13 protein-coding genes are annotated in these 12218 nt (G+C 55.5%); 6 read left to right on the forward strand and 7 right to left on the reverse strand.

Translation table 11 applies throughout. The annotated features are described in order from the left end of the window. Window positions 1-53 precede the first annotated feature (53 nt). The 4 genes from ACIPZF_RS15835 to ACIPZF_RS15850 all read left to right on the forward strand — a co-directional run bounded on the left by ACIPZF_RS15835 (window position 54) and on the right by ACIPZF_RS15850 (window position 2943). Complete coding sequence (locus ACIPZF_RS15835; RefSeq protein WP_400801031.1) at window positions 54-428, forward strand: hypothetical protein; 375 nt, start codon at window positions 54-56, stop codon at window positions 426-428. 281 nt (window positions 429-709) lie between these two features. After that, window positions 710-1306 (forward strand): carboxymuconolactone decarboxylase family protein, encoded by a 597-nt coding sequence (locus ACIPZF_RS15840; RefSeq protein ID WP_400801033.1) that lies wholly within the window; start codon window positions 710-712, stop codon window positions 1304-1306. Between the two features lie 221 nt (window positions 1307-1527). Then, window positions 1528-1863, forward strand: coding sequence for a LysR family transcriptional regulator (locus tag ACIPZF_RS15845; protein ID WP_400801035.1), 336 nt, complete (start codon window positions 1528-1530; stop codon window positions 1861-1863). A 72-nt stretch (window positions 1864-1935) separates the two neighbouring features. Further along, window positions 1936-2943, forward strand: a complete 1008-nt coding sequence (locus ACIPZF_RS15850; protein WP_400801037.1) for a phenylacetaldoxime dehydratase family protein — start codon at window positions 1936-1938, stop codon at window positions 2941-2943. Window positions 2944-3429: 486 nt separating this feature from the next. Here the strand turns inward: ACIPZF_RS15850 and ACIPZF_RS15855 are convergent, their stop codons facing one another. From ACIPZF_RS15855 to ACIPZF_RS15875, 5 genes are all read right to left on the reverse strand, one after another. Continuing rightward, window positions 3430-4773: an OprD family porin gene (locus ACIPZF_RS15855; protein WP_400801038.1), complete on the reverse strand. Its 1344-nt coding sequence runs from the start codon at window positions 4771-4773 to the stop codon at window positions 3430-3432. Window positions 4774-4835: 62 nt separating this feature from the next. Beyond that, window positions 4836-5690: an acyl-CoA thioesterase gene (locus ACIPZF_RS15860; protein WP_400801039.1), complete on the reverse strand. Its 855-nt coding sequence runs from the start codon at window positions 5688-5690 to the stop codon at window positions 4836-4838. 8 nt (window positions 5691-5698) lie between these two features. Further along, complete coding sequence (locus ACIPZF_RS15865; protein ID WP_400801041.1) at window positions 5699-6793, reverse strand: alkene reductase; 1095 nt, start codon at window positions 6791-6793, stop codon at window positions 5699-5701. Window positions 6794-6816: 23 nt separating this feature from the next. Further along, on the reverse strand, window positions 6817-7593 hold the full coding sequence (locus tag ACIPZF_RS15870; protein ID WP_400801043.1) for an enoyl-CoA hydratase/isomerase family protein: 777 nt from the start codon (window positions 7591-7593) through the stop codon (window positions 6817-6819). Window positions 7594-7608: 15 nt separating this feature from the next. After that, a complete protein-coding gene (locus ACIPZF_RS15875) occupies window positions 7609-9129 on the reverse strand; it encodes a class I adenylate-forming enzyme family protein (RefSeq protein WP_400801045.1) in 1521 nt (506 codons plus the stop codon). Window positions 9130-9404: 275 nt separating this feature from the next. On the opposite strand from ACIPZF_RS15875, the gene ACIPZF_RS15880 reads away from it, so the two are divergent. Together ACIPZF_RS15880 and ACIPZF_RS15885 are read left to right on the forward strand one after the other, a co-directional pair. After that, complete coding sequence (locus ACIPZF_RS15880) at window positions 9405-10169, forward strand: SDR family NAD(P)-dependent oxidoreductase (RefSeq protein ID WP_400801047.1); 765 nt, start codon at window positions 9405-9407, stop codon at window positions 10167-10169. A 36-nt stretch (window positions 10170-10205) separates the two neighbouring features. Beyond that, complete coding sequence (locus ACIPZF_RS15885) at window positions 10206-10805, forward strand: TetR/AcrR family transcriptional regulator (protein ID WP_400801049.1); 600 nt, start codon at window positions 10206-10208, stop codon at window positions 10803-10805. A gap of 55 nt (window positions 10806-10860) precedes the next feature. On the opposite strand, the gene ACIPZF_RS15890 is transcribed toward ACIPZF_RS15885, so the two are convergent. Then, the gene (locus ACIPZF_RS15890) at window positions 10861-11805 is read right to left on the reverse strand and encodes a hydroxymethylglutaryl-CoA lyase (RefSeq protein ID WP_400801051.1); all 945 of its coding nucleotides are present in this window, start codon (window positions 11803-11805) and stop codon (window positions 10861-10863) included. A 5-nt stretch (window positions 11806-11810) separates the two neighbouring features. After that, window positions 11811-12212, reverse strand: a complete 402-nt coding sequence (locus tag ACIPZF_RS15895; protein WP_400801052.1) for a cupin domain-containing protein — start codon at window positions 12210-12212, stop codon at window positions 11811-11813. Window positions 12213-12218 lie beyond the last annotated feature (6 nt).

Here is a 12218-nt window from a genome sequence, read left to right on the forward strand (position 1 = left end):
GTGCAGTGAACGGCTACACACTGGGGGAGGCAATATCTGGCCAGGGGACATACATGCCAAACATCACGATTGACTACACCGCGAACATTGCTGATGCCGTTGAGACGTGCCAGCTGGCCTCGAAGCTGCACCTGGCAGCCCATGCCCTTGGGTGCTTCCCAAGCAATGGGATCCGCACCTTTGCTCGATCGCACGACCAGTATCTTGTCGGGCACTGTCGGGGATCAGAGGCGTTCATCCAGATTCAGGTGCGCATAGCACCAGGACGTTCGAGAGAGCTGATGAGCCAAATCATGAATGCCTTGTATAAGGCCGCCGTGGATGCCATGGCAGAGCAATCGGCCAAACGAGAGCTGGGCATCCAGCTCGAGGTCACTGAATTCTCGTCAGCATTGACCCGCAGCCACAACACGATTTCGTCAGACTGAGAAGCAGCGTTTCGCGCGGGCAACGTGTTCGGTGAGCAGGGATTCAAGCTCTGAATCTCGCATCCACTCCGAACAGCTGTCCACCGCTTCACAGCCTGAGCGCCTAGAGCGAATTGACAGCCGAGGCCAGAAAAGTGGGAGCAGAGGCATTTACCATTTGTTTACGGATTATGGAATGTGGGGACGTAATGTGTGGAATTGGAGCTAATTAATCTGCGTGTAGGACACCAATATACTGACCTCATCAACGCAAACCGATGCGTTCAATGAGGAGAATCACAATGGGTCACCCATACATTCCAGAGGGCTACGTTTTCCCTGAAGCCACTCGCCGCCTGCCATACGCCGACACTGAAAGCCCTGCTGTAAAACCAGTCTGGGACAAGTTGGGCTTTGTTCAGGACAACCTGTTCCGCATGCTTGCTCATGCGCCATCGACCTTCGGCCCACTGGGCTCGCTGGTTCACGCCATGCTCGGCGACCTGGAACTGGATATCCGCCACCGCGAGCTCGCGATCATGCACGTCGACCATGTGCGCAATGCTCACTATGGCTGGGCTTGGCACTTCACCATTGCCCGTGACGATGCCGCGATCAACGAACAGCAACTGGCCGCACTGCAAAAAGGCGACATCCAGGGCGAGCTGTGGAGCGAAGAAGACCGTGCGATCCTGCGCTTCATTGATGAGCAAATTCGCAATGGTGTGGTTGGCGAGGAAACCTTCAAGGCGGCCAAGGCCTACATGAACGATCGTCAGCTGGTAGAACTGCTGATCGTAATTGGTGCTTATGCACTGATTGGTAACGTTATGGAAACCACTGAGCTGCAGCTGGAATGGCAGCCAGAGAATCCCCTGCAACGCAAACCGCGCGCCTGACGCCAAGCATCTCCTTGGGCTAGTTTCGCTCGCCCCCTCCTTTAGGCGAGCAGTTTAGCGGGCCTGCATCATGTCAGGCCTGCTTTTTTTGCCATGTTGCAGCTATTTAATGCTGCGATTATTAATGGAGCCGACACTGAAAAAAATGACCGGCAGCCATTCAATTTATATGTCAACCATCGTGATCACCTAGCCTCCTCTTAATTAGAATTTGGTATCGCATGGACAAACTCGCAGCCTTGTCGAAGCTAGACTTGAACCTGGTGATTGCCTTTCTTGCTATTCACAGGGAAGAAAACCTAACTCGTGCGGCAAAAGTCCTAGGGGTGGGCCAGCCGGCTATGAGCGCAACTCTGAATAGGCTGCGGGGGCTCTTTGATGAACCGCTTTTTATTCGTATCAACAAAGGTATGCGCCCAACTGAAGGGGGCGATAAACTCGCTGCCACCCTTGCCCCGATGGTGGAGTCTTTAACAGACGCCCTTCTGCAACAAATCACAAGGAAGGCGCACACAGTCGACCACTCTTCTGATCATAGCTTCACAAAACAGAGCTAATTACGTCAAGCTCAGACCTAAAAGAGGATTGATTGTGTATTCGGCCTGATGAAGTCTAATGAGGATATAATCATGTCAGAATCTGACGAAGCAAAAGAGTCCACCGCTCGCATAGCAATTTTCCCTAAGGCACAAGGGAGTGTGGCTGTTGCGATAATCGGCGTACAACATCTAATAGTATCTTTGGCTCAACATTCTGCAAGTCATCTGAGCAATCTGCTTTCGAAAGCAGCAGCGGCTCCTGGATCTTTAGAGCGGTTCTCTTATACGGACTCTCAGGGGTATCATAATGAAGTTTTCATGGCCTATTGGCTTCACGAGGCTGACTACCAAACTTGGCTAAAAAGCGAAGCAGTTTCCTCTTGGATCTCCCAACTTGGCTTGCAGGACACTGACGTAGGCATCTGGCTAGAGGTGATGACGCCCCCCATTGATCAGTATCAGTATGGCGCCCCCGTGGTGCAAAAGGACGGCCTTGCCACGCTTGGTGAGCTGGCTAAGTCCGAGAAATTTGGGTATTGGGGAGGTTACCGCGATCGCGTGCCAGCTTCCGCATATGACAAGTTTGAGTCTCCGCTGGACTCGATGCCAGATCGGAAGCTGAAATCTACCAAAGGTAAACGTCTGACTCTTCAAATCCCTGATAACGTTTGCTTCATCCGGGAAGGGCAAGACTGGAGCAGAGCTGGTGACGAGGAGCGCGCCGTCTGGAGAGAGACGATGGATGAGGTTGTAAAATCTTGGACGGGCATTCTCGTGGAACGTTCAGGCGATAGCGGAACCTTCAACCTGCGGAGCATGCAAAATATTGACCCTATCAATAACTCGACGCTGGACAAGCAAACCCAGGTCGCATTTTTGCTCTCGCTGTCTGGCATTGAAAAGGCCGCTCGCACCTGGAAGGAACACCTGCAAGTGCATGCGAGCCTAATCAAAATGTTCCGTGAGGCTAAATTCAAGCCAACCATGAATATTTGGGCAGAAATGTTCATTCTCAAATCACAGGATTTTAGCCCAATTTACATAAACTGCCATTCTGAGACCGGCCTCCTGCCCTACTTCGACGTGACCGAGATTTGAGCGTCAGGAAGTCTTCGATTAACCGCTCTGGCATGGAGCTGTCACCAGTCTTCAAATGGTTGATCCACAGCAACCGGACTCTCCAAGTGCAATCTTCGATTCAGGCGCGGGTAGTTCATAAGCCTGCAGTTCACACGCAGGGCCTTTACTCTCAGTTTTCGACAATCATGTCGACTTTAGGCTGACCAGTGTTACTGCATGGGCTGGCATAGATAGCGATGTGCTCTGGCGCACTTCCAAATAGGAACCCGATCACGACCTACCCGATTCTGTAAAGGCCACAGGCTGACTGTTAAGCGGGGCGATCGAATGCTGGTACAGGATTGTTTAGGTGTTGATCGCGCGCCGCTTGCTCGTGGAACACTCCATGTGTGATTGTCCCAATCGCCGATTGCGGCTAGTCAACATGGAGTGCTCATGCCAAGTCCTAATCGACGCGTCAAGATGTAAAAACTTCACCTTTTTTTCGCATTTCACTCTTTATGTTTACAAGATGGAAAGTGGATAGTCGATGATGATCCTCACTTCATCGTTATCGGGGTAACGGTAGCCTGTGGAGGATCTGTGGGTTGCTTGCCTGAGACGGATGGACAGGTCTTTTGCTGCCCCAGATTGCACGACGTACCTGACCTCGATATCCCGCTCCCAATGCCTGACGCCGGCGCCCTCTGGATAGCGATAACGTGCGGTGTAATACGTGTTGTTACTGTGGCGATTGCTGACCCCATCACCACGCACGTACCGCGTCATGAAGGTAAGGCCTGGCACCCCCAGCGCAGCGGCATTGAGGTCGTAGCGAAGCTGGACTGATCGTTCGTTAGGTTCCGTGAAAGTGGCGTACTGCACTGCGTTGGAGAGGCTTACCGAGCCACCCATGGTGCCAAAGCCGACCCAGTCCATGGGCTCATCGCTATCAACCCGCTGATAGGCGATTGAAACGGTATGGGCCGAGATACGGTAGGACAACATCGTCGACCAGGTGGTGTTGTTGATCACACTCGCGAGCTGCTGCCCGGTGTCCAGGGTTCTGTAAAGGTGTCCGTCGAGACTCAAGGATTGCCCATCTCCCAGGGAAAAAGCGTAATTGATGCCGGCGTAGTATTGGTGCCAAGTGTCCTTTAGCTCGGATGCATACAGCGAAAGCCCGCCTCCAGACGGTAACTGGTACCGACCACCTGCATACGTGATGGCATCAATTGATATCGGCAAACCGTAGTCGAGCGTCAAGGCATCATCGTTATTGCTGGAGTCGACACCGGCTTGTGCGGTGAAATGCCCCGCATCGAATGTTGTATTGCTCAGTTCCTTGGAGTTCAGCATCCAGCCGGTGGCGGAGCTTGGAAAGAGCCGTACTGTATTGACGGCAAACACCGGCGTGGCTGGAAACAGCTGGCCGTAGCTGACGGTCGTCCTGGACACCCTGGCCTTTATGGACGCGCCGCTTTTCGAAAAGTGGTCTTGTGGATTGCCATCAGCCCCGATAGGCATCAGGCGCAGCCCTGTTCGACCTCCTCCACTGTCGAGTTTGATGCCCAGGAACGTGTAGGCATCGACGCCGAAACCAACAGCGCCAGGCGTGTAGCCGGAAGAAAGATTGAGCATGAAGCCCTGAGCCCATTCTTCAGCGTATCCATTGCGCTGATCAGGTGTTTTGAAGGCATTGCTGCCGCTGGCATTACTTGCCCCGTGCCGAAAGTCCCGGTTGAAGTAAAAGTTGCGCAGGGCCAAATTCAGGGTGGCCCCATCAATTAAACCATTATCTTGGTCAGCCCTGACATCAAGGCAAAGCAAGGGCGTCAACGCCATACATGCAAGGCGTAGCTGAGTCATCGTTCTGCTCCGTTCTATTGTTTTTGTTGCGAACGCAGATGCTGTGGACGTGTGAAGCTCTGTCAGCGCGGCCTGATCAACCCCTCCTGCGCTACCGACGCGACCAGGCGTCCAGAGCGATCAAATATTTGACCTCGTGACAGCCCCCTTGCGCCGCCTGACCACGGGCTCTCCATGGAATACAGGAGCCAAGAGTCCATGCGAAATGGCGCATGAATCCAGAGTCCATGATCCAGACTCGCCACCTGCATATCAGGCTGCAAATCTGATACGCCGTGGGGAAGTAATGAGGTAATCAACAGGCCGATATCGCTGGCATAGCCGAGCAGGCTTCGGTGCAACGCCGGGTCGTCAGGCACATCGCCTGCCGCCTTGAACCAGAACCGCTTGACGGGGGGCTGCGGTGTGGGAGAGCTGGGGTCGATCGCGTCGACAGGGCGGATCTCGATAGCCTCGGCGGCGGCTGCGCGCAGGCGCACCTGGGATGCCAGTGACTCACAACCTTTGAGTAAATCGGTTTCAAGCCCCAGCACCTCGGGTTCAGGTACTCCCTCCATTCGAGGCTGGTGACTTCTTCCGTCTTCGGCAATATGAAAGGAAGCCGCGCCGGTGAAAATGACCTTTCCGTCCTGGCTGGCACTGATCTGCCGAGTGCTGAAACTTCTGCCATCGTGCAGGTCGCGGACTTCGTAGAGCACGGGGCGGCAGGCCCTGCCAGGGCGAATGAAGTAGCCATGCACCGAATGGACTGCCTTATCAGGGCTTACCGTCAGGCTGGCGGCCTGGATGGTTTGCCCCAGGACTTGGCCACCAAAGAGCTGCGGTAAATGCAGCTCCTGGCTCTGCCCTCGGAATATGCCCTGCTCGATCACCTCGAGGTCGAGCAGGTCGATGAGTTCCCTGAGTGCTTTGCTCATGCCTTCCTCTACGCTTTGATGAGCGCTGGATAATCTGTGTACCCCAGAGGGCCTTCGCCGTAGTAGGTTTCAGGATTGGAGTCATTCAGAGGCGCTGAGACACGCATGCGCTCTGGAAGGTCGGGGTTGGCAATGAAGGGTCTTCCAAACGCGACGGCGTCGGCCAGTTGATCAGCGATCAGAGCCTCTGCCCGCGCTGCGTCATAGTGACCGCAGTAGAGCAGTGCCCCATCAAAGGCCTCACGTACGCTTTTGCGGAATTCGGGTGTAAGGTGGATATCTTTGCCCTGCCAGTCTGGCTCGTTGATGTGCAGGTAGGCGACCTTTCGACGTGACAGCTGATCAGCCAAGTACAACGCCATCTCGCCCGACTCTTCATCGGTCAACCCGAAGATCTCGCTGAATGGGGCGATCCGGATGCCAATGCGCTCATAGCCGACGGCCTTACCAATAGCGTCGACCACCTCGAGTACGATTCGCGCCCGGTTCACCACAGAACCGCCATACTGATCTGAACGCAAATTTGTGCCCGTGGCCATGAACTGGTGCAGCAGGTAGGCGTTGGCTGCGTGCAGCTCAACCATGTCACAACCTGCCCGAACAGCGCGAATCGCCGCTTTTCGATAGTCAGCGACGATGTCACCGATCTCGGAAGTTTCCAGGGCGCGCGGTGTACTCGCGGGCGTTCGGCCAGCGGTTCCATCCTCGAATTCTACGAAAGCCTGCGCACCCTCACCCCGAATGGCACTCGGGGCTACAGGTTGAGCACCATTTGGCTGAACCAGCTCATGCGAGACACGCCCGACGTGCCAGAGCTGCATGGCAACACGCCCTCCTGCAGCATGAATGGCTTCGCATACACCTTTCCAGCCCGCTTCCTGCTCATCCGAGTAGATGCCCGGGGTGTAGACGTACCCCGTGCCGGTTGGGGAGATATTGGTTGCTTCGGTGATGATCAATCCTGCGCTGGCGCGCTGCTTGTAGTAGAGCTCTTGTAACTTGCCTGGCACGGTACTGGGGGTACGGGCACGTGTTAGCGGCGCCATGATGACTCGATTTGGAAGCGTCAGGCTCCCGCACTTCAAGGGGCTGAAGAGGTTCATGCTTACTCCTTGACGGTCAGCTATCAGAGACCTTGGTACTGAGGTTCGCGCTTCTCGGTGAAGGCCTTGATGCCTTCTGCGAAATCATCGCTCATCAATATTCGGCGGAACGCCGTGCGCTCGAGCTCTAGAGCCGCATCCTGACCGCAGTCAGCGCCACGGCGAATGACTTGGAGTGACGCGCGCACAGCCAGCGGGCCATTGCGCGAGATCTGCTGAGCCAGTTCCATAGCCCTCGGCATCAGCTGTTCAGGAACAACCAGTTCACTGACCAGGCCCTCAGCGAGCGCTCGCTGCGCAGAAATAGGCTCGCCCGTGAGAATCATTTGGGTGGCCAGCGACGCAGGGATTACGCGAGACAGGCGTGTAACTCCGCCGGCGCCGGCGATCACGCCCCAGCGAGGTTCAGGCAATGCAAACCGCGCGTGATCAGCGGCAATCCTGATATCGCACGACAACGCGATCTCCAGGCCCCCGGCGTAGGCCAACCCATTAATCGCGGCGATGATCGGCTTCGTGGTGGGTGGCTTTCGGTTGATCCCGCAAAAGTCACCATCATCCAGCTCACGAAGGGCTCGCTCGCGCAGGTAAGGCAGGAACGTGCCAATATCGGCGCCTGAGCAGAACGCCTTTGGCCCTGCCCCGGTGATCACCGCGACGTGAATATGGTCGTCCGAATTGATCTGAGTCCAGACCTTCTGGAATGCCAGGTGAGACTCCAGGTCAATAGCATTCATCGCCTGAGGTCGGTTGATCGTGATCAGGCCGACGTTGTCAACACGTTGAAAATCAATGGACATGCAATGTCTCCCGGATCACGAAACAGTCTGAAAACGCTGACGAAGCTCGCGCTTGAGGATCTTGCCGTTATGGTTGAACGGCATTTCTTCGTAGGCGATGAACTCGATACGCTTCGGTAGCTGGTAGCTGGCCAGGCGTTCACGTGCGTGAGCCAAGATCGACTCCCGGTCAGGCTCACTGCCTGCTTTGAGCACAATGATCGCCGTCACTTCCTCGCCCCATCGCTCGTTGTTCAGACCAACAACTGCAACCTCACGGACGTTCGAGTGCTTGGCCAGGACGGCTTCAACTTCCTGGGAATAAACATTCAGGCCACCGGTTTTAATCATGTCCTTCAGCCGGTCGTAGAAGTACACGTAACCATTGGCATCCATGTGTGCCAGGTCGCCGGTGTGCAACCAACCGTTGGCATCCAGTACTTCGGCGGTGGCGTCAGGGCGATTGTGATACCCGAGCATGATGGTCGGGCCGCGCAGGACAATTTCTCCAATTTCACCGGGTGGCGCCACGCGCCCCTGGTCATCCAGGATTGCCACTTCGATGTTTATGAACGCGCGACCAATGGAGTCCGGGGCTTTGTGGTAATCCTCTTCCTTCAAAACTGTCGCGATCGGCCCAGCCTCCGTCAGCCCGTACTGATAGAAGATCTCCACGCCCGGGATGCAGTCCTTCATGGACTGACGATCGGCAGCCGTCAAAATGCCGCTACCTACGTACCAACGACGAAATGACGTGAGGTCGAGCGATTTGGACAGTGGATGAATGATGAATTCGCGCGTCAAAGACGGAGGCATGAAGGTGTTGGTAACGCGCTCTCGGGCGATCGTTTGCAGGACATCTTCGGTTGCATACTTCTCGAGAATGGTCGCAGTGGCGCCCAGGTACATGTGTGGTAGAAGCCAGCAATTCAGCGCAGCTGAGTGGTGTAGCGGCGTGGCAATAAGCGTGTTGTCCGACTCGACCATACGGGTATCAATGATCTCATCCAGGCTGTTCCAGAACAGATTGGCGTGACTCAGCAACACACCTTTGGAGCGCCCTGTGGTACCGCCCGTATAGAGAATCACCGCTGGATCGTTCTCGGTCAGCGCCTCTACATCGGGCAAATTAGCGCTGAACTCACCCGCGAACTGCCCGAGGTTTTCAAGCATCACAACTGGGATGGTGAGCGACGTCAGTAGGTCAGCGAAAGCCTCTTCGTGGTGATGAGAAATGAACAGCAGTTTCGCGCCGGAGTCTTCCAGCATCATTGCCAACTGCTCGCCCGTCTCGCGGTAATTCAGAGGTACCGCCACCGCTCCAATCTTCTGGATGCCGAAGAATGCTTGAACCCAGCTTCTGCTTGCGCACGCGACGAACGCCACCTTGTCGCCGTGCCCGATACCTTGGGCCATGAGCGCATTACCGACTTTACCCGACAGGTCGTCGAGTTCGGCATAGGTAGTGCGGCCGTGTACATCAATCAAAGCCACTTTGCCGGGGAAACGGTTCGCGTTGTGGGTGATGTGCCCACCCAGCAGCATACGACCAGACATGAGATCTCCTTTTGTAATTGTTATGACTCGGGAGCGCCCCATCAGACAGGCGCGCCCACGCAATCTTAGCGATCCCAGTCAGAATACCTAACAGGCGTTCGTTTACAAGGGGTGGATTTCAAAAAAAAGGCGGAAATTACGTGGAAATTAGGGGTTGGCCTGAGGTGAAAAGCTTGGATGACTGCACCTAGTCTAGGGTTTTCAGTTGAAAATTCCCCAGCAAAAGCAGAAAATAACGGCCGTTAGTTTCCATAAATACAACAAAGGTAACTGCTATGACCCTCCCCTCTATTGATTTGCAAGGAAAAATCGTTCTGATTACGGGCGCCGGTCGGGGCAATGGTGCAGTACTGGCTGGAGGATTCGTCAAAGCCGGGGCAACCGTCCTGATCGTGGACATCGATTTCGACACCGCAAGAGAGACAGCCGTCCAGCTCGCTGAAAATGGCGGAACGATCCACTCTTACGCACTGAATATCTGCGATGAAGGCGCCTGCAAGAGCCTCGCTGCACAGATTGAGCGCGAGGTCGGCTCAGTTGACGTACTGGTCAATAACGCCGGCCTGCTATTCCGGGGGCCTTTCGAAAGCGAGTCAACACTGGAGCAGTGGCGCCGCACCGTCGACGTCAACGTCACAGGCATGCTGAACATGACACACAGCTTCCTGCCTCAGCTCAAACGCACCAAAGGGTCGGTCTTGAACATCGGCTCGATCTGTGGGCAGGCTGCCGGCGTTGAGTTGTCCTCCTACTGCACCTCCAAAGGGGCGGTCTTACAATTCACCAGGGCACTGGCTTCGGAGCTCGCTGTGCATGGGGTGCGGGTAAATGGCATAGCGCCAGGATCCTTCCCCACCGCAATGTCGCAGGCAACCCGTGAGGATTCCAGCAAGCTGCAAAGCTTCCTCAGTCACGTGCCAATGGGGAGAACCGGAGAGCCGGAAGAACTGGTTGGCCCCGCATTATTTTTGTCCTCGTCGCTGGCAAGCTATATTACGGGCGCAATGCTGCCTGTAGACGGCGGCTACCTTACGCGCTAGGCGAGTAAATTCACCCTTTTTGAGACTCAGTAACCAATGCGACCAGTCGGCGCGAAACGAGAAACCACAGAGCAAGCCATCCATACTGCAGGGGTCGAGCTGATCGCCACCTATGGCTATGAAGCCATGACCTTGAGGATGCTGGCTGAAAAAGTGGGCATGAAAGCAGGCTCACTCTACAACTACTTCAGCACCAAGCAGGAATTCCTGGCAATTGTGCTCAAGGCTGTCATGCGAGACCTGCTCATGGAGTTCACCGAGCGGGTGGATTTTCAGCCTACGCCTTTGGCACGCTTCAAGGCACTGGTGATCGTTCATATCGATTTTCACACTCGCCGCCGTCAGGAAGTCTTCATTGGCAACATGGAGCTTCGAAGTCTGGATGAAGAGAACTACCGCATGGTAAGCAGGCTGCGCGCCGAGTATGAGAGACGTGTGCGTCAGCTGATTGAGGAAGGTGTAGCTGAGGGCTTGTTCACTGTCACAGACTGCAATCTGACCACGAAGGCACTCATATCGATGCTTACCGGCATCTGTTCCTGGTACGACCCAGAGGGCCGCCTGACGATCGAGAGCCTGGAACAACAGCACATCGAACTTGCACTCAGGATGGTTGGCTACAATTCTGCTGCTTGATGCATCACTAAAAAACCCCACCTATTAGGTGGGGTTTTTATTTGAGCGCTGGTTGTCAGGCTTTGTATTTAGCGAGGCTTCCCCCGCGCATCACCTTTCCAGGCAGCTGACGTCCAAAGATGTCTTCTGCCAGCCGGGCAACCTCGATGAGCTTGTCCAGATCTACGCCGGTCTCGATTCCCATCTCTTCGGCCATGTATACCAAGTCTTCAGTACAGATGTTCCCCGCTGCCCCTCCGTGGCCAGCAAATGGGCAGCCCCCCAGGCCCGCACAGGAGCTGTCGTACTTCGCAACGCCCAGCTTGAGCGCCGCATAGACGTTGGCAAGGCCAGTCCCCCGCGTGTCGTGCAGGTGAAGAGCAAGTGGCAGATCTGGCCAACGCTCACGCACAGCACCGATCGTGCGCTCCATCATCAGCGGATTGGCCCACCCGACCGTATCTGCCAGGTAAACCCCCTTTAGGTTCACATCCGCTTGAGCAGCAAGATCCAGCACCTCGCCGACCATGCGAACAACCTGCGGAATCGGCATGTATCCTTCGTAGTTGCAACCGAACGCAGTCATCACATAGCCCCACTCCACGGGCACTTTGTGTTCCGCATACGAGCGGAGCCAAGCGCGCTGCTCTTCAAGCGTCTGTTCAATATTCTTGTTGGTGTTCTTGATCGAGAAAGTTTCTGATGCAGTGACCCTGATCGCACCAATGATATCCAGTGGAGACTGATAGGCTCGCTCCAGTCCCTGCTGATTCAGCCAAAGCCCGGTGTAGCGCACACCAGGCTTCCTGCGAATGGCTGCCGCCAGTTCGTCGGCGTCAGCCATCCCCGGCACACGCTTGGGGTTAACGAAAGAGACGCAATCGATCTGTTTGAGCCCGGTCTCGGCCAGTGCCTCGATGAGCTCCACCTTGCGCGATACGGGGATCGGCGTGCGCTCGATTTGGAACCCTTCTCGCGGCCCTTCTTCGTTGATCAGGATACGCTTGGGAATATCACTCATGTGCATCACTCCAGATTCTGACCCGCAAAATCGCCTTCCAGGAACTTGTTAGGGCGCAAGAAGAAAGACAGCACCAGGGCGCCATTGGGTGAGCGAGCCAGATGCCGGTTACCGCGCGGCCTCCACACGAAATCCCCGGCCTTCACCTCGCCCTCGTCATCGACAATGCTGCCCTCGAGCACATAGGTCTGCTCGATCTCGACGTGCTCATGAAGCGGCAGACTCGTGCCTGGGGCCCAGCGGAAAAGGGCTGTCAACAACCCTGTCTCTTGATCCTGCAGCAGGATTTTCATGTCGATCCCGGGTGTTGGGGTCGGTTTCCAAGGCAGCAGGTCAACGCCGACATAGCGCGACGCCAGCTCTGGCAAGGTGTCAAGGCTAGGGAGGTTTGGGGTTAAAGCGACCATGATTGT

Origin of the sequence: Pseudomonas sp. NPDC089752, assembly GCF_044748725.1 — a bacterium.
Taxonomy (GTDB): Bacteria; Pseudomonadota; Gammaproteobacteria; order Pseudomonadales; family Pseudomonadaceae; genus Aquipseudomonas.

What these genes read in the sequence shown, in the direction of transcription:
- ACIPZF_RS15835 (WP_400801031.1), top strand. Translation starts at nt 54, where the DNA reads ATGCCAAACATCACGATTGACTACACCGCGAACATTGCTGATGCCGTT.
- ACIPZF_RS15840 (WP_400801033.1), top strand. Translation starts at nt 710, where the DNA reads ATGGGTCACCCATACATTCCAGAGGGCTACGTTTTCCCTGAAGCCACT.
- ACIPZF_RS15845 (WP_400801035.1), top strand. Translation starts at nt 1,528, where the DNA reads ATGGACAAACTCGCAGCCTTGTCGAAGCTAGACTTGAACCTGGTGATT.
- ACIPZF_RS15850 (WP_400801037.1), top strand. Translation starts at nt 1,936, where the DNA reads ATGTCAGAATCTGACGAAGCAAAAGAGTCCACCGCTCGCATAGCAATT.
- ACIPZF_RS15855 (WP_400801038.1), bottom strand. Translation starts at nt 4,773, where the DNA reads ATGACTCAGCTACGCCTTGCATGTATGGCGTTGACGCCCTTGCTTTGC.
- ACIPZF_RS15860 (WP_400801039.1), bottom strand. Translation starts at nt 5,690, where the DNA reads ATGAGCAAAGCACTCAGGGAACTCATCGACCTGCTCGACCTCGAGGTG.
- ACIPZF_RS15865 (WP_400801041.1), bottom strand. Translation starts at nt 6,793, where the DNA reads ATGAACCTCTTCAGCCCCTTGAAGTGCGGGAGCCTGACGCTTCCAAAT.
- ACIPZF_RS15870 (WP_400801043.1), bottom strand. Translation starts at nt 7,593, where the DNA reads ATGTCCATTGATTTTCAACGTGTTGACAACGTCGGCCTGATCACGATC.
- ACIPZF_RS15875 (WP_400801045.1), bottom strand. Translation starts at nt 9,129, where the DNA reads ATGTCTGGTCGTATGCTGCTGGGTGGGCACATCACCCACAACGCGAAC.
- ACIPZF_RS15880 (WP_400801047.1), top strand. Translation starts at nt 9,405, where the DNA reads ATGACCCTCCCCTCTATTGATTTGCAAGGAAAAATCGTTCTGATTACG.
- ACIPZF_RS15885 (WP_400801049.1), top strand. Translation starts at nt 10,206, where the DNA reads ATGCGACCAGTCGGCGCGAAACGAGAAACCACAGAGCAAGCCATCCAT.
- ACIPZF_RS15890 (WP_400801051.1), bottom strand. Translation starts at nt 11,805, where the DNA reads ATGAGTGATATTCCCAAGCGTATCCTGATCAACGAAGAAGGGCCGCGA.
- ACIPZF_RS15895 (WP_400801052.1), bottom strand. Translation starts at nt 12,212, where the DNA reads ATGGTCGCTTTAACCCCAAACCTCCCTAGCCTTGACACCTTGCCAGAG.